Origin of the sequence: Streptomyces sp. NBC_00569 (assembly GCF_036345255.1) — a bacterium.
GTDB lineage: Bacteria > Actinomycetota > Actinomycetes > Streptomycetales > Streptomycetaceae > Streptomyces.
The window spans coordinates 694,578-710,712 of the sequence record NZ_CP107783.1; the positions used below are offsets into that span (position 1 = coordinate 694,578).

Genomic DNA, 16,135 nt, shown 5'->3' on the forward strand with positions numbered 1-16,135 from the left:
CCCGCGAGGGGCGATTCTGCATACCAATGAAGCGGTCGGGCCTGATCAACACGTGTGGCCTTTACGTTCAGCCATCTTTTGGTATACAAAACGTGGATGCAAGCTCCTCCGCCGTCACCCAGCACCCCTCAGGAGCAGCTCCCGGATCCCCGCCGCTGGTGGGCGCTGTGCGTCCTCGGTCTGGCCCAGCTGATGATCCTGCTGGACAGCACCATCGTGAACGTGGCCCTGCCGTCCCTGCAGACGGAGTTGGGCATGGCTGACGGTGACCGCCCGTGGGTCGTCACCTCTTACACGGTCGCGTTCGGCGGGCTGCTCCTGCTCGCCGGCCGCATCGCCGACCACATGGGGCGCAAGCGCGTCTTCGCCTCGGGTCTGCTCGGTTTCGCGGTCGCCTCGGCGGCGGCAGGGGCAGCCCCCACGGCGCAGGCACTGTTCGCCGCCCGCGCCGTACAGGGAGCCTTCGCCGCCCTGCTGGCGGCCTCGGCCCTTGCTCTGGTGGCCACGACCTTCACCGACCTGCGCGAGCGCCGGAAGGCCATCGCCGTCTTCGGCGCTCTCGGCGGAGCCGGAGCCTCCCTCGGAGTCGTCCTCGGCGGGCTGCTCACCCAGTGGTTCGGCTGGCGCTGGTGCCTGCTGGTGAACGTGCCCATCGCCCTCCTCGCACTGCTCGGCACGCTGTGGACTCCGCGCGATCGCACCCAGCGCCTCACCGGCCGTATCGATGTCGCGGGCGCGGTACTCGGGTGCGGCGGCCTGACCGCGCTGGTGTACGCGTGCAGCCGGGCGGAGGCTCAGGGGTGGACGTCTCCCGGCGTACTCGGCGTGCTGCTGGCCGGGGCCGCTCTGCTGACGGCGTTCGCCTGGTGGCAGACCCGGGCCGCCGCCCCGCTCCTGCCCCCGCGGCTCATGCGCGACCGCCGCCGCGTCGCCTCACTGCTGGCCGGTGGCGCGCTGATGGCGGGCCAGCTGTCCGTCTCGCTGTACCTCACGTACTACCTGCAGACCGTGCTGGACTGGTCCGCGCTGGCCAGCGGCCTGGGCTTCCTGCCCATCAGCCTCGTCACCACCGCGACCGCCACCCAGCTCGGCACACGCCTCCTGCCCCGGTTCGGCCCGCGCGTGATGATGACGGCCGGCCTGTGCGTCTCCGCGTGCGGACTGTTCCAGCTCACGCTCCTGGATCCGGATTCCACCTACGCCGCAAACGTCCTGCCCGCGCTGATCACCTTCAGCGTCGGCATGGGCGGCAGCTTCCTGGCCATCATGACCGGCGCCACCTCGGACGTACCCGCACAGGACTCGGGCATCGCCTCGGCGACAGTCAACTCCGCGCAGCAGATGGGCGGCTCCATCGGGTCCGCCGTGTTCAACACCGTGGCCGCGAGCGCGGCAGCGGCCTTCCACGGGAGCCCGCGGGCCGCCACCCTGCACGGCTTCACCTCGGCCGTCTGGATCCCCCTCGCCCTGCTCCTGCTGGCAGCGGTCGCGACGGCCACACTGGTCGGCCACCAATCTACCCGCGTATATGCGCGCGCAAATACTTCTCCTCGTTATTCGAGTGAAGCAAAAAATGGGCAGGGAAGTGGAAGTCGCGGCGCTTGACGAGGTGAGATCGAGGAAATGCGGAGGTGTGGTCCGGCTCCCCGGATGGGAGCCGGACCACACAGTCCGTAAACGGAGTGCATTCCTGCCGCGGGGCCTCGTAGGGCCTTCCCGCGGCAGGAAGATCCTTCCTGAAGAGGCTGCCTCGACCTCAGCCTCGACCTCGACCTCGACCTCGACGTCAGCCTCAGCCTCGGCCTCGGCCTCGGCTCAGACGAAGACGATTCCCTCCGGCACGTCGGCCCGGATCTCCGTGCCCACCCGGCGCTCCAGCAGGTCGTCGATCCGTTCGAGCGGTCCTATGAGTGCGCGTCCCCCGGCCTTCGCGACCCGCACCGCGGCATCGACCTTCGGCTTCATGGACCCTTCGGCGAAGGACAGTTCGGCGATCGCTTCCGGGGACGCGGTCAGGATGTCCCGCTGCTCGGGAGTCCCCCAGTTCTCACTGACGTAGTCCCCGTCCGTGAGCATGACCAGCATGTCCGCCTTGAGCTCGGCCGCGAGTGCCGCGCTGGCGAGGTCCTTGTCCACCACGGCCTGCATGCCGGTCTGGCGGCCCTTGCCGTCGATCTTCACGGGTACGCCTCCACCGCCGACGCACACGACGAGCCGGCCGTTCTCCAGGAGCATGCGCACGAGCGGTGCCTGGACGATGCGCCGCGGGGCGGGGGACGGCACCACGCGCCGGAACGCCGCACCGTCGCGCGCGATGGTCCACCGGTACTCGGCCGCCGCCTCGGCGGCGTCCTGCGCGGAGTACTGGGGACCGATCAGCTTCGTCGGGCGCTCGAAGGCCGGGTCCGCCTCGTCGACCTCGGTGGTCGTGACGATCGCCGCCACCTCGCGCTCCCCGGCGAGAGCGTTGGAGAGCTCCTGCTGGATGACGTAACCGATCATGCCCTGCGTCTCCGCGCCGAGGATGTCCAGCGGGTACGCCGCCACATCCTGGTAGGCGAGGTTCTGCAGAGCCAGAAGACCCACCTGGGGTCCGTTCCCGTGAGTGATCACGAGCTCGTGCTGACGGGCGAGGCCGGCAAGCGCCTCGCAGGTGGACCTCACGTTCGCCCGCAGATGGTCGGCCGTCATCGGCTCCCCCCGACGGGCCAGCGCGTTGCCTCCGAGAGCCACGACGATGCGCATGGATTCCCTCCACAGACTTGTTCGCTTCCCCATTGTCAAATGGTATACCAGTGAGCGAATGTTGAAGGGAACCCATCACGCCCGACGGGCACGGTGAGGGCGAGGAGGGTGAAGTGACTTCTCTGTGCACGGCCACCGAGCTGCGCGTCGTGTCCGGCGACGCCGCACTGATCGCGTACCTGCGCGCGCTCCGCGGGCAGGGCGTCGTCGAAAGTGTCTTCCAGCGGACTCTCAACCTGCTGACGCCTGGTGAGAGGCTCGTCGCCCTCGCCGTCCGAGGCGGGGACGACGCTCCCCTGACCCTCGTCACCGACGCGGACGCCTGGGCGGAGAGGGGCATCTCGGCGGGTCAGGCCGTGGAGTTCGCGCCGGGCGTCATCACCGTCCGCACGGCGGACGCACCCCTGCGGGTGCATACGGAAGGCGCAGATGAATGGCATCCCATTCTTCCGTCGCTCACGGCGCTCGGCCCGGGCGACCTCGCGGCCGCCGCCGCGGCGCTCGACCGGCTGGTACGGGCGCACGGCTCACGCGGCGGCATGCTCGGCCCGACTCCCACCGCATCGTCGATGGAGGCAGCCGTCACCCGGGCACTCGCCGACGGGCGCGACGCCCTCGTACGCGCGATCACGTCCGCGGACGACGCCGGCATGCGCCGCGGCGTCCTGGCACTTCTCGGGCTCGGCCCGGGACTGACGCCCGCGGGTGACGACTTCCTGACCGCCCTGGCCCTGCTGTCCTCGCTCCACGGCAGCCGGCTCGGCCCGTTCGGGCGGGCGCTTCAGGACGTCCTGCTCGAACACCCCGGCCGCACCACACGGTTGAGCGTCACCACGCTCGACGAGGCCCTGGCGGGACGAGCCCGCGCCTCACTGCTCGACGTCCTGCGCGCTCTGGCCCGCCCCTCCGGGTGGAGCGACACGCGGGCGGCCGAATCCATCCGCACCCCGGTCCGACACGTGCTGGCCATCGGTCACACGTCCGGCACCGACATCTTGTCCGGTCTCGTGACCGGGCTTCGCCTGGAGAAAGAACTGCGAGGTTCGCTGTGAGCATCACAGCAGTCGTCAAGAAGAACACCTACTTCGACTCGGTGTCCCTGATGTCCATCTCGACCCGGGCGAACCAACTGCCCGGCGTGGAGCAGGCGTTCGTCGCCATGGGCACCGAGATGAACAAGGGCGTGCTGAGCAACCTCGGCCTCCTCACGCCGGATCTCGGCGCCGCAGGCACCGGGGATCTCGTGATCGTCGTGGAGGCCGGCGAGGAAGCCGACCACACAGCGCTGCTGGCGGAGATCGAGGACCTCCTCGTGCAGAAGGCGCCCAGCGCGAGGGGTGGTGCGGACACGGTCACGTACCGCACGATCGACGGCGCCGCGCGCGCCGTCCCCGAGGCGAACCTCGCGATCGTCGCGGTCAACGGCGCCTACGCGGGCCGGGAAGCCCGCAAGGCGCTGGAGAACGGCCTGCACGTGATGGTCTTCAGCGACAACGTCCCCATCGAGGAAGAGGTCCGCCTCAAACAACTGGCGCACAGCAAGGGCCTGTTCATGATGGGGCCCGACTGCGGCACCGCGATCATCAACAATGTCGCGCTGTGCTTCGGCAACGCCGTGCGGCCCGGCACCGTCGGTGTCGTCGCGGCGTCCGGTACCGGCGCGCAGGAGGTCAGCGTCCGTATCCACGCGCTGGGTGCGGGTGTCTCCCAGCTCATCGGCACGGGCGGCCGCGATCTCAGCGAGCAGGTCGGCGGCATCATGATGATCGACGGGATCCGGGCGCTGGCCGACGATCCCGGGACCAGTGTGATCGTCCTCGTGTCCAAGCCGCCGGCTCCGGCGGTGCAGGACAAGGTGCTGGCCGAGATCGCGGGCGCGGGCAAGCCCGTGGTCGTCTACTTCGTCGGCGGATCCGAGGCGGCCGTGACCGCGGCCGGCGGGCATTTCGCCGCGAGCACCCAGGACGCGGCGCTCCAGGCCGTACGCCTCGGGGTCGACGCCCACGCGGCCGTCGACGAACTGGCCGCCAAGCAGGTGGACGAGGTCTGCGCCCGCCTCGCACCCGAACAGCGTTATGTGCGTGGCCTGTTCTGCGGCGGAACCCTGTGCGACGAGTCGATGTACGCGCTGCTCGAAGTCAGCGACAACGTGTGGAGCAACATCCAGAAGGACCCCGGGCGCCGCCTGACGGCCGGCAGTCCCAGCGTCGGGCACACCTTCCTCGACTTCGGCGACGACGACTTCACCAACGGCCGCCCGCACCCGATGATCGACCCGTCGCTGCGCCTGGCGCGCCTTGTGCAGGAGGCCGAGGACCCTCAGGTCGCCGTCATCCTCATGGACTTCGTCCTCGGGTTCGGAGCCCACGAGGACCCGGTCGGGGTCACGCTCCCCGCCATCGCCCAGGCCAGGAAGATCGCCTCCGACGCGGGCCGTCACCTGGAGATCGTGGGCTACGTCCTGGGCACCGACCTCGACACCCCGGACCTCGCCGCGCAGGTCGCGGCCCTGGAGGCCGCCGGAGTCACCGTCACCCGCAGCAGCACCGAGACGGGCCGCTTCGCCCGTGAGACCGCCCGGAAGGCACACCGCGCATGAGCACTCAGGCCACCAGCCTCTTCACCAGCGACCTCAGCGTCGTCAACGTCGGACTGGCCATGTTCGACCGGGATCTCACCGCCCAGGGCGCGCAGGTCACGACCCTCGACTGGACTCCGCCCGGCGGCGGCAGCCCCGAGGTCCTCGCGGCTCTCGACGCACTGGAGGACCCGCGCGTCGCCGAGCGGACCGACGCGGCCAATGCCGAAGCCGTCGACCGCATCATCGGCGCACGGCCGATGCTGGTCGGCTTCGGCCGGGCCATCGACGTCGTGCCCGGGATGACCCCGACCACGATCCTGCACGCCGGACCGCCGATCACCTGGGACCGTATGGCGGGCGCCATGAAGGGGGCCGTCACCGGCGCCCTCGTGTTCGAGGGCCTGGCGCGTGATCTCGACGACGCCGAACGGCTCGCGGCGTCCGGCGAGATCACGTTCTCGCCCTGCCACGAACACGACTGCGTCGGTTCGATGGCCGGAGTCACGTCCGCGTCGATGTACATGCACGTCGTCCGCAACGAGACCCACGGCAACACCGCCTTCACCAACCTCTCCGAACAGATGGCGAAGATCCTTCGCATGGGGGCGAACGACGAGAGCGTCATCGAGCGCCTCGTGTGGATGCGGGACGTCCTCGGCCCCATGCTCAAGGAGGCCATGGAGATCGGCGGCCCCGTCGACCTGCGCCTCCTGCTCTCCCAGGCGCTGCACATGGGCGACGAGTGCCACAACCGCAACATCGCGGGCACCCTGCTCCTCACGCAGGCACTCACCCCCGCCCTGCTGCAGACGAGCTTCACCACCGAGCAGAAGAAGGAGGTCTTCGACTTCATCGCCGGCTCGGACTACTTCTCCGGACCCACGTGGCTCGCCATGGCCAAGGCCGCCATGGACGCCGCCCACGGCATCGAGGGTTCGACGATCGTGACGACGATGGCCCGCAACGGCGTCGAGTTCGGCCTCCGCGTCAGCGGCCTGCCCGGGAACCAGTGGCTCACGGGCCCGGCCCAGCCGGTGATCGGGCCGATGTTCGCCGGGTTCAAGCCCGAGGACGCCGGCCTGGACATCGGTGACAGCGCGATCAGTGAGACGTACGGCTTCGGCGGGTTCGCCATGGCGACCGCACCCGCCATCGTCGCGCTCGTCGGCGGAACCGTGCAGGAGGCCGTCGCCTTCACCCGGGACATGGGCGAGATCACGACGACGCAGAACCCGAACGTCACCATCCCCGCCCTGGGTTTCGAGGGCATCCCCACCGGCATCGACGTCCGCAAGGTCCTGGCCACCGGGATCCTGCCGGTCATCAACACCGCGATCGCCCACAGGGAAGCGGGCATCGGGATGATCGGCGCCGGCATCACGCACCCGCCCGCCGCAGTCTTCGAGCAGGCCGCCAGAGCTCTCGCCCGCACGGTCGCCTGACGGCGCGCCGGCCAATCCACGGAGACCCACATGAACAGAAGCGATCCCGCCCCGGCGGAAACGGCCCACGCGGGCCTCGAGCTGGACCCGGAGTACGAGCACACTCCCGTTCCTACGGAGAGCCGCAAGTCCCTTCTCACCGTGTCGGCCGTGTGGTTCGGGTTCCCGATGATCCTGACCAACGCCGTCCCCGGCGGGATCGTCGTCGCGCTCATGGGCTTCTGGCGCGGTCTGGCCGCGATCGTCGCCGCGAACCTCGTGATGCTGGTCTACGTCGGACTGCTCAGTCACCGGGCGGGCAGCACGGGCGAGAGCTTCTCGCTCCAGGCGACCAAGACGTTCGGCAGGGTCGGCTACGTCGTCGCGTCCGGATTCCTCGCGACGGTCGTCGTCGGGTGGTTCGCCTTCAACACCGGCGCGACGGGGGCCACCCTGCACCAGGCGTTCGGCTGGCACGAACAACTCGTCGCCGCCGTCGCCGGGGTGGCCTTCGTCGCGATCACGTTCCTCGGCATCCGCGCCCTGTCCTGGCTGGGCGCGGTGGCCGCCCCGCTGTTCATCCTCGTCGGGCTGATAGCCCTGGTGATCGTCTCCAGGGACCACGACCTCGGGAGCGTCCTCGACTACAAGGGTGTCGGCGGGAACAGCGCCCTCACCTTCGGCGCCGCCGTCTCCCTCATCATGGCGACGTTCGCGGACTCCGGCACGATGACGGCCGACTTCACCCGCTGGTCACGGAACGGCAGGCAGGCCGTCATCGCGACGGCCACCGCGTTCCCCGTGGCGAGTCTCGTCGCCCAGGTAACCGGAGGCATCGTCGTGGCGGCCGGCGCCGTGGCCTCGGCGGGCACGGTCGGCGGCAACTTCCTCCCGATCCTCACCGGCGGTCGCGGGGTCACCCTCGACGTACTGGCCGCGGTGTTCGTCTTCGTCAACCTCGGCTCCGTCTGCAGCCACTGCCTCTACAACGGCGCGCTCAGCTGGTCGCATCTGACCCGTACGAGGATGCGGGTGATGACGATCGTCCTGGGGGCCGTCGGCACGGTTGCCGCGCTGGCCGGTGTGTGGGACCACTTCCTCGACTGGCTGGTCGTCCTCAGCGTGTTCGTCCCACCGCTCGGCGGCGTCCTGATCGCCGACCAGGTGCTGCTGCGCCGCCGGCTCGACGGGCGGGCCGAGGCCGCGGTGCGTCCCACGGCGTTCGCCGCGTGGGCCGCCGGAGCGGCCGCCGGGGGGCTCGTGCACTGGTACGCGCCGCAGTTCTCCGACGCCGTCACCGGCCTGCTCGTCGCCCTGGTCGCCTACGCCGTGCTGGAGGGGATGCCCGCACGAAGCCGGGGCGCGTGATGGCGGACGCGGGTGTGCGGCTACTGCTCCGGGGTGCGCCTGCGGTGCGCGGCGGCCTCGCTGCGGCCGGTCGCGAGGTGCTTGAGGGCCAGCTCCTCGACGCGCGGCACGTCCCGGGCCTCGATCGCCTCGTACAGCTCCTCGTGCTCCTTGGCGACGCCGGAGATGTCGTCGTGCTGGCCGAGCAGCCATCGCATGCGGCTGCTCAGGGTGCGGCCGAGCTCGTTCAGGAGCTCGTTGTCGGCGAGCGCTGTCACCGTCTCGTGGAAGTCGGCGGCGGCCCGCCGCGCGGGTACGGCATCGCCCTTGGCCGCCGCCCTCAGCTCGGCGTCCAGATCGGCCCGCAGCCGCGCGAGTCCCGCGCGGGTGCGCCGCTGGGCGGCGAGACGGAACGCCAGCATCTCCAGGGCGGCCTTGACCTCGTCGAGGTCCTCGACGTCGGAGGCGGTGAACTCACGCACCACCGCCCAGCTCCGCGGGCGCGGGGTGACAAGACCCTCGTTCACCAGGTCCTTGAGGGCGTCACGGACGGGCAGGCGGCTCACCCCGAGTTCGGCCGCCAGTTCCCGCTCCACGAGCTTGCTGCCCGGCGCCCGCACACCGTCGAGAATCTGATCGCGCAGCGTGCGCGTGACCCGTTCCGACTCGGGTTCAAAAGTGTCATCCCCTGCCATGACCCCTATTCTCGCACCGCGTCGCAGGTCATTCGGCCCTGCCCCACCCTCGGCGGGAGGCACGGGACAGGCGTCCGGGCCACGGTCAGCCGGCCTGGGCACCGGAGCCGGTCTCCTGCTGGTCGAGGATGGCCACGGCGATGGCCGCCGCGGCGCCTGCGTCCCCGTCCTCGACGGCCCGGTGCAGATCCTCGTGCGACGTGTCGTCGCCGCTGAGGGTGCGCTTCATGCACTGGTCGGCCTTGACGCTGTCGCGCAGGGCTTCGCTCATGCCCCGGTAGAGGTTCTGCAGCACGGGGTTGTGTGAGGCCTCCGCGATGCGGAGGTGGAAGTCGACGTCGGCGTCCGCGAAGGCGTCCCCGTCGGCGTTCCGGCTCGCGTCGGCCCGGTCGTCCAGGGCCTTCTGCATCTGCTGGAGATCGTCCGCCGTGCGCCTCGTCGCGGCGAGCCGGGCGGCGACGATGTCCAGGCCACGGCGTACGTCGATGATGTCCTGGGCGGCGGCGCGCTCGAGCTGGCGGCGCAGCGCGACCTCGGCCTCGTCGGTGGCCGTCACGAAGGTCCCGTTGCCCTGACGGGTCATCAGCAGACCTGAGTGCACCAGGACGCGCACGGCCTCGCGCACCGACAGGCGGCTGACGCCCAGCGTCTCGGCGAGCCGGCTCTCGGACGGGATCTTGTCGCCGAGCTGCCAGGCCCCTGTCGCGATCTCCTGTCGCAGCGCGGCGATCACGGTGTCGACGAGCGACGGAGCCCGTTCCACGTTTTTCATCCCAACCCCTTCTCTAGTCATCTGATGACCTGATAACTCTAACGGTCGGTCGTCTCCAACGAAGGAGTAATGCCGTCATGACGCACATCTTGTTCACCGCAATACGTCTGGACGGCGGGCAGCCCCGCGACGTTCTGGTCGCCGACGGGCGTATCGCCGCCATCACCCCTCCCGCTCTGCCTGAAGAGTACGAAGTCGTGGACGGCGGCGGCGCCTTGGCCCTGCCTTCGCCGGTCGACGCGCATATCCATCCCGACAAGACCACCTGGGGCCAGACCTGGCTCAGCCGCACTCCCGCGTCGAGCCTGCGGGAACTGATCGACGGCGATGTGGCCGCGCGAGCCGCCATGCCGGCGCCGGCCGAGGACCGAGCCGGTGCGCTCATGGACCGTGCCATCACCCGCGGCACCCGCGCGATGCGAGCGCATGTCGACGTCGCGCCCGTCCATGGGCTGTCCAATGTGCACGGCGTCCGTGCCGCCGCGACCTCGCGCGCCGACCTGCTCGACGTGCAGGTGGTGGCCTTCCCCCAGCTCGGCCTGCTCACCGAGCCGGGGACGGCCGAGCTTCTCGAGAAGGCCCTGTCCGAGGGTGCCGACGTGCTCGGCGGACTGGATCCCGTGGGCGTGGACGGGGACATGCACGGGCAGTTGGACGTCCTGTTCGGCCTGTCCGAGAGGGCGGCCGTCCCGCTGGACATCCACCTGCACGACGGCGGTCCGTCCGGTATCGAACAGGTCACCGAGATCGCCCGCCGTACGGTGACGCACGGCATGCAGGGACGCGTCACGGTCAGCCACGCCTTCTGCGTCGCCGACCTCGCCGGCGACGAGCTGACGCGGGTCGGCGAGATCCTCGCCGAGGCGGGCGTGTCCCTGACGACCTGCGCCCTGGGCGCCGATCCCGTCGTCCCCTTCGGTCCGCTGGGCGAGCTCGGAGTGCTGGTCGCCGCGGGCTCCGACGGCGTACGCGACCCATGGACACCGTTCGGCGACGGCGACATGATCACGCGGGCCCATCTCCTCGCGTACCGCACCGACGCGCGCACGGACGCCGAACTCGCCGCGTGCTACGCCGTCGTGGCCCACGGGGGCGCCGCGCTCCTGGGCCTTGAGCGGACGGAGCTGCGCGTCGGTGACCCCGCCGACTTCGTCCTGCTTCCCGGCGACTCCGTGGCGCAGGTCGTCGTGGACCGGCCCGTCCCGTCCCTCGTCGTCCGCGCGGGCCGTGTGATCGCCCGCGACGGGCAGCTGGCCGTCGGCGGGCAGCAGCGCGCCGCAGGCGACCGACTCGTCGAGGGGGCCTCCCGATGATGCGCCGCGCTCTCCCCGTGATCGGCCTCGTCCTGACGCTCGCCGCCTGCACCTCCGGAGCTCAACAACCGCAGCAGGACGCCGCCCCGGCGAAGCTCGACCTCAAGACCACCACCCCCGCCGCCGCCAAGGGGCTCGGCAAGGTGACGTGGAACCTCCCCTACGAGCCGCAGACCCTGGACCCGATCCGCTCTTTCAACTACGCGGAGAACACCGCGCTCGCCAACATGTGCGAGAGCCTGCTGCGGCTGACCCCGGACTTCAAGATCAAGCCGGGTCTGGCCGTCAAGGCCGCCAACCCGACCCCCACCACCTGGGTGTACACGATCCGCAAGGGCGTGACGTTCTGGAACGCCGATCCGCTGACCGCCGACGACGTCGCGGCGAGCCTGCGCCGGCACCTCGACCCGAAGCTCGGCACCTGGTGGGGCGACTACTTCAACACCGTCAAGTCGGTGCGTGCCACCGGCTCCATGCAGGTCACGGTGACCCTCAAGCAGCCTGACGCCCTGTTCAACCAGGCGATGGCCACCGGCGCCGGCGCCGTCGTGCAGAAGAAGTTCCTCGACCAGGCCGGCAAGTCGCTCGGCTCGCCGTCCAGCGGCGTGATGTGCACCGGGCCGTTCGAGTTCCATGACTGGAAGTCGGGCGACTCGATGACGCTCACCCGCAACGACCACTACTGGGACAAGGCGCTCAGGGCCAAGTCCGAGTCCCTGGTCCTGCGGTTCATCGCCGACGAGACGACCGCCGTCAACGCCCTGCGCTCCGGCGAGGTCGACGGGCAGTACTTCTATCTGCCGCCGGCGGGACTCGGTCAGCTCCAGAAGTCCACCACCGGCTCGGTGACCCTGGGCCGTTCCCTCACCTTCTGGGCGCTGCTGGGCTCGGCGAAGTCGGGCCCCTACGCCGACCCGAGGGTGCGCCAGGCCCTGTCGCTCGCGCTGGACCGCGCGGCGATCTCCAAGGTCGTCTTCCAGGGCACGGCCTCCCCCCAGCGAGCGCTGACGGGGAGCGACTACTGGGGCTACGAGCGCAAGACGTACCAGAAGGCGTACGAGGCCCTGCCGCCCGAGACCACCGATCTCGCGAAGGCCAAGGAGCTTCTCGTCCAGGCCGGCTCGCCCACGAAGCCCATCGTGATCGGTGTCCAGGGCAGTTCGGCCGTGCACGAGCAGACAGCCAACCTGCTGAAGGCCACCGGCGAAGCGCTCGGCCTCGACATCGAGATCAGGGTCGTCCCGGTCGAGCAGTACGGCAACCTCTACAGCGATCCCAAGGCCCGCAAGGGCATCGACGCCTTCCTCAGCACCTGGTACGGCAACGTGCCCGATCCACTGGACATCTACACCGTGTTCCGCAAGGGCGGGCGGACGAACTTCAGCGACTACAAGGCAGTTGACGGCGCCATCGCCAAGGCGCGGGCCGAGGGCGATCCGGCGGCGCGGGCGTCGCTCGTCACCGGGATCCAGGAGAAGGTGACCCGCGACGTGGTGTGGATGCCGCTGAACAACCTCCCCGTGATCCTCTACATGAACAAGCGGGTCACCGGCGCCGTGCCGTCCTTCCCCTACCTGTACTACCCGTGGGCCGCAGGGCTGGGGGCCAGATGACCACCTACCTGCTACGGAAGTTGATCGCGCTGGCCGTGGTCCTGGTCGTCGCCTCGTTCCTCGTCTACGGACTGCTCTACCTCGTACCCGGTGGACCGATGGCGTTCCTGCTCGGCAACCGCAGCGGCACGCCCGAGCAGATCGCAGCCATCCGGGCCCAGTACCGGCTCGACGACCCCTTCCTGGTCCGCTACGCGGCGTGGCTCGGTGACGCCGTGCGCGGCGACTTCGGCAGCTCCCTCGTGTACCGGCAGCACGTCTCGGGCCTGATGGCCGCCCGCGCGGCGACCACCACGTTCCTGGTCGGCTACTCCACCGTCCTGATCGTCGTGGTCGGTGTGGCGGGCGGTGTGCTGGCCGGTCTGCGCCGGGGCCGGGTGGACGCCGTCATCAGCGCGGTCTCCTCGGCGTTCCTCGCCACTCCGACGTTCGTGATCGGTGTGCTCCTCGTGATCGTGTTCGCCCTGGGCCTGGGCTGGTTCCCGGTGTTCGGGCCGGGGGAAGGCCTGTTCGGCCGGCTGTATCACCTGACGCTCCCGGCGATCACCCTCAGCCTCGGCAGCGCCGCCTTCCTCGCCCGCATCACCCGCGCCTCGGTCCGCGAGGAGCTGGGGCGGGAGCACGTGGAGACCGCCCGCAGCCGCGGCATCGCCGAAGCACTCGTCATCCGCCGGCACGTGCTGCGCAACGCGTCGATCCCAGTCATCACCGTCACCGGTCTGACCGTGGCCAGTCTCATCGCCGGCTCGGTCGTCGTGGAGAACGTGTTCGCCCTCGACGGCCTCGGCTCCCTGTTCGTACGGGCGATCCTGCAGCGCGACTTCGCGGTCGTACAGGCCGTCGTCCTCGTTCTCGTCGCCGCCTTCGTCCTCATCAACCTCGTGGTGGACCTGTGCTACAAAGCCCTCGACCCGCGGATGTCCCGATGACCGCCGTGGCCACCCGCGTCCGCGGGACACTCGACAGGTTCAGCCCGTCCCGTGCGGTGCGGACACTGGGCGTGCCCGGCGTCGCCGCGGCGGCACTGCTCGCCGTGGTACTGACGGTCACGCTGCTCGCGCCCGTCCTCGCTCCCTACGACCCCGACCAGCCGGACCTGTTCAACTCGCTGGGCGGTTCCTCCGCCGCCCATCCCCTGGGCGGTGACGCCCTCGGCCGGGACGTGCTGTCACGGCTGATGTGGGGCGCCCGCACGACGTTGAGCGGTCCGGTCCTCATCATCTGCCTGTCGACCGTCGTCGGCACCGCGCTGGCGGTCACCGCGGCGTGGGCGGGCGGCAAGGTGGACGCGGTCGTCTCGCGCCTGCTGGACGTGCTGTTCGCGGTCCCGGGCATCGTGTTCGCCCTGATCACCGTGGCCGTACTCGGCCCCGGCGTCACCGGCGTCGTCCTCGGCCTCGCCGTCGCCTACACCCCTTACGTGGCGCGGGTGGTGCGCAGTGCGGCGCTGCGGGAGCGCAACATGCCCTATGTGGCGGCGGCCTGGGTCCAGGGCCGGTCCGCGTTCGCGATCTGCGTACGCCACCTGCTGCCCAATCTGCGGCCGATCATCGTCGCCCAGTCGGTGTCCGCCCTGGGCTTCGCGGTCATCGACCTCGCGGCGATCTCCTTCCTGGGGCTCGGTGTGCAGCCGCCGACCGCCGACTGGGGGCTCATGGTCAAGAGCGGACTCGACAGCGCGACGCGCGGACAGCCGCTGGAGGCGCTGGGCGCGGGCCTGTTGATCGTGCTGGTGGTCGCCGCGGTGATCGTGCTCGGCGACCGTCTCGGCAAGGAAGGTGACCAGCGGTGAATCTCCTGAAGCGCGAGAGGGACCGGCCGGAGAAGAGTCACCCGGAGAAGGGCCAGGAGGACAAGGCTCTGACCGGGGGCGATCTGCTCGATCTGCGAGGGCTTGGGCTCGCGGTCCCGGCCGGCCGGGACTGGCGGCCGCTCGTCGAGGAGGTCGACCTCTCGATCGGCCGGGGTGAAGCCGTGGGCCTGGTCGGCGAGTCCGGCTCGGGCAAGTCCATGACGGCCCGGACGATCCTCGGGCTGACACCGCCGGGAGCGCGCGTCACCGGTGACATCGTCTTCGACGGGATCCGGGTGACCGGCATGGACCGGCGGGCGCTGCGCGGTCTGCGGGCCCGGCGCATCGCGATGGTCTTCCAGGATCCGCGGGCGCACATCAATCCGGTGCGCAGCATCGGCGATTTCCTCACCGAAGCCATGATCGCCAACCTGGACGTTCCCGTCCCGGAGGCGACAGCTCGGGCGGTGCGGCTCATGTCGGACGTCGGCATCGCAGACGGCGAGCGGCGGATGCGCCAGTACCCGCACGAGCTGTCCGGCGGGCTTCTGCAACGCGTCATGATCGCGTCGGTCCTCGCCGTCGAGCCCGATCTGGTGCTGGCGGACGAGCCGACCACCGCTCTGGACGTGACCACGCAGTCCGAGGTCATGGCCATCCTCGACGAGCTGCGGCGGGAGCGCGGCATGGCCATGCTGCTGATCACCCATGACCTGGAGCTGGCGGCGGCCACCTGCGACCGGCTGGCCGTCATGTACGCGGGCCGGATCGTGGAGACCCAGGCCGCCGGCGCGCTGACGGCGACGCCGCGGCACCCGTACACCTCCGGGCTGATGCTCTCGCGGCCGAGCATCGACGAGGTCGTCCACCGGCTGCCGGTCATCCCCGGCAGGCCGCTTGCCGCGTTCGAGGCGGACGACGGCTGCGCGTTCGCGCCGCGCTGCGCGCATGCGCGGCCGTACTGTGCGGACGGGCGCCCGGCCGTGGTGGAACTGGAGGGGGCGCGCGTGGCGTGCACGCGGGCCGGCGAACTCACCTTGCAGGGAGAGTCATGAGCGACTACGTGATCGAGGCGGCCGGTCTGCGCAAGGAGTTCGGGCAGGCGGTCGCCGTCGACGACGTCTCCTTCACGCTCTCGCGCGGCCAGTCGCTGGCAGTGGTCGGCGAGTCCGGCTCCGGCAAGACGACGGTCGCGCGGATGCTGGTCGGCCTGGAGACCCCCTCCGGCGGATCGATCAGCGTGTGCGGCCGGCCGCGTCGCGGCGGGCGGGTGTCGTCGGCGGAACGCCGCAGGCGCGCCCGGGAGATCCAGATCGTGTTCCAGGACCCCTACTCGTCACTCGACAAGCTCCAGCGGATCGGCGACGTCGTGGAGACCAGCCTCGCCCTTCATTTCCCGCTGACTCCCGCCGAACGGCGCAGGCGGGCCCTGGAGTTGCTCGAAGCGGTCGGACTGGCCGAGCGGCATGCGGCCATGCTCCCCCGCCAGCTGTCCGGCGGGCAGCGGCAGCGCGTCGCCATCGCCCGCGCCATCGCCGTCGAACCGGAGGTGCTCGTACTGGACGAGGCGGTGGCCGCGCTCGACGTGTCCATCCAGGCGCAGATCCTCAATCTGCTCGCCGACATCCGCGAACGCAGCGGCATCAGCTACGTGTTCATCTCGCACGACCTCGCCGTGGTCCACCAGATCAGCGACTTCGCGGTCGTGATGTCCGGCGGCCGGATCGTCGAGCGCGGGGACACCCGCGACCTGCTGCGCGACCCCCAGGAGGAGTACACCCGGGCACTGCGCGCGGCGGTCCCGCGCCCGGGCTGGAAGCCGGCTCGGAGGCAACCGGCCTGAGCGTCGTGAGGGG

14 protein-coding genes are annotated in these 16,135 nt (G+C 70.6%); 11 read left to right on the plus strand and 3 right to left on the minus strand.

The window, feature by feature from the left end; translation table 11 throughout:
- Window positions 1–96 precede the first annotated feature (96 nt).
- Entirely contained in the window at window positions 97–1,605 is a 1,509-nt protein-coding gene (locus tag OHO83_RS03225) for an MFS transporter (RefSeq protein WP_266679095.1), read from the plus strand.
- A 210-nt stretch (window positions 1,606–1,815) separates the two neighbouring features.
- Here the strand turns inward: OHO83_RS03225 and arcC are convergent, their stop codons facing one another.
- Complete coding sequence (gene arcC, locus OHO83_RS03230; RefSeq protein ID WP_330278604.1) at window positions 1,816–2,745, minus strand: carbamate kinase; 930 nt, start codon at window positions 2,743–2,745, stop codon at window positions 1,816–1,818.
- Between the two features lie 113 nt (window positions 2,746–2,858).
- Between arcC and OHO83_RS03235 the strand changes: the two genes are divergently transcribed.
- The 4 genes from OHO83_RS03235 to OHO83_RS03250 are packed head-to-tail and all read left to right on the plus strand — an operon-like array spanning window position 2,859 to window position 8,115.
- Window positions 2,859–3,797 carry an oxamate carbamoyltransferase subunit AllH family protein gene (locus OHO83_RS03235; protein ID WP_330278605.1) on the plus strand — a complete coding sequence of 313 codons (939 nt, stop codon included), beginning with the start codon at window positions 2,859–2,861 and terminating at the stop codon, window positions 3,795–3,797.
- Window positions 3,794–5,344: an acyl-CoA synthetase FdrA gene (gene fdrA, locus OHO83_RS03240; RefSeq protein ID WP_330278606.1), complete on the plus strand. Its 1,551-nt coding sequence runs from the start codon at window positions 3,794–3,796 to the stop codon at window positions 5,342–5,344. Before OHO83_RS03235 ends, fdrA begins: the two co-directional genes overlap by 4 nt.
- A complete protein-coding gene (locus tag OHO83_RS03245) occupies window positions 5,341–6,768 on the plus strand; it encodes a DUF1116 domain-containing protein (protein WP_330278607.1) in 1,428 nt (475 codons plus the stop codon). Before fdrA ends, OHO83_RS03245 begins: the two co-directional genes overlap by 4 nt.
- A gap of 30 nt (window positions 6,769–6,798) precedes the next feature.
- On the plus strand, window positions 6,799–8,115 hold the full coding sequence (locus tag OHO83_RS03250; RefSeq protein WP_330278608.1) for a cytosine permease: 1,317 nt from the start codon (window positions 6,799–6,801) through the stop codon (window positions 8,113–8,115).
- Window positions 8,116–8,135: 20 nt separating this feature from the next.
- Here the strand turns inward: OHO83_RS03250 and OHO83_RS03255 are convergent, their stop codons facing one another.
- Together OHO83_RS03255 and OHO83_RS03260 are read right to left on the minus strand one after the other, a co-directional pair.
- A complete protein-coding gene (locus OHO83_RS03255) occupies window positions 8,136–8,789 on the minus strand; it encodes a GntR family transcriptional regulator (RefSeq protein WP_116504812.1) in 654 nt (217 codons plus the stop codon).
- Window positions 8,790–8,874: 85 nt separating this feature from the next.
- Complete coding sequence (locus OHO83_RS03260) at window positions 8,875–9,561, minus strand: FadR/GntR family transcriptional regulator (protein WP_329431976.1); 687 nt, start codon at window positions 9,559–9,561, stop codon at window positions 8,875–8,877.
- A gap of 77 nt (window positions 9,562–9,638) precedes the next feature.
- Here OHO83_RS03260 and OHO83_RS03265 point away from each other — a divergent pair, with 77 nt between their 5' ends.
- Genes OHO83_RS03265 through OHO83_RS03290 form a run of 6 tightly spaced genes read left to right on the plus strand, consistent with a single transcriptional unit; the run spans window position 9,639 to window position 16,122 of the window.
- Window positions 9,639–10,874 carry an amidohydrolase family protein gene (locus OHO83_RS03265; RefSeq protein WP_330278609.1) on the plus strand — a complete coding sequence of 412 codons (1,236 nt, stop codon included), beginning with the start codon at window positions 9,639–9,641 and terminating at the stop codon, window positions 10,872–10,874.
- Window positions 10,871–12,487 carry an ABC transporter substrate-binding protein gene (locus tag OHO83_RS03270; protein WP_330278610.1) on the plus strand — a complete coding sequence of 539 codons (1,617 nt, stop codon included), beginning with the start codon at window positions 10,871–10,873 and terminating at the stop codon, window positions 12,485–12,487. The genes OHO83_RS03265 and OHO83_RS03270 overlap by 4 nt, the downstream gene beginning before the upstream one ends.
- Window positions 12,484–13,416: an ABC transporter permease gene (locus tag OHO83_RS03275; RefSeq protein ID WP_329431980.1), complete on the plus strand. Its 933-nt coding sequence runs from the start codon at window positions 12,484–12,486 to the stop codon at window positions 13,414–13,416. Before OHO83_RS03270 ends, OHO83_RS03275 begins: the two co-directional genes overlap by 4 nt.
- Window positions 13,413–14,279, plus strand: a complete 867-nt coding sequence (locus tag OHO83_RS03280; RefSeq protein ID WP_330278611.1) for an ABC transporter permease — start codon at window positions 13,413–13,415, stop codon at window positions 14,277–14,279. The genes OHO83_RS03275 and OHO83_RS03280 overlap by 4 nt, the downstream gene beginning before the upstream one ends.
- Window positions 14,276–15,334: an ABC transporter ATP-binding protein gene (locus OHO83_RS03285; protein WP_330278612.1), complete on the plus strand. Its 1,059-nt coding sequence runs from the start codon at window positions 14,276–14,278 to the stop codon at window positions 15,332–15,334. Before OHO83_RS03280 ends, OHO83_RS03285 begins: the two co-directional genes overlap by 4 nt.
- On the plus strand, window positions 15,331–16,122 hold the full coding sequence (locus OHO83_RS03290) for an ABC transporter ATP-binding protein (RefSeq protein ID WP_329431983.1): 792 nt from the start codon (window positions 15,331–15,333) through the stop codon (window positions 16,120–16,122). Before OHO83_RS03285 ends, OHO83_RS03290 begins: the two co-directional genes overlap by 4 nt.
- Window positions 16,123–16,135 lie beyond the last annotated feature (13 nt).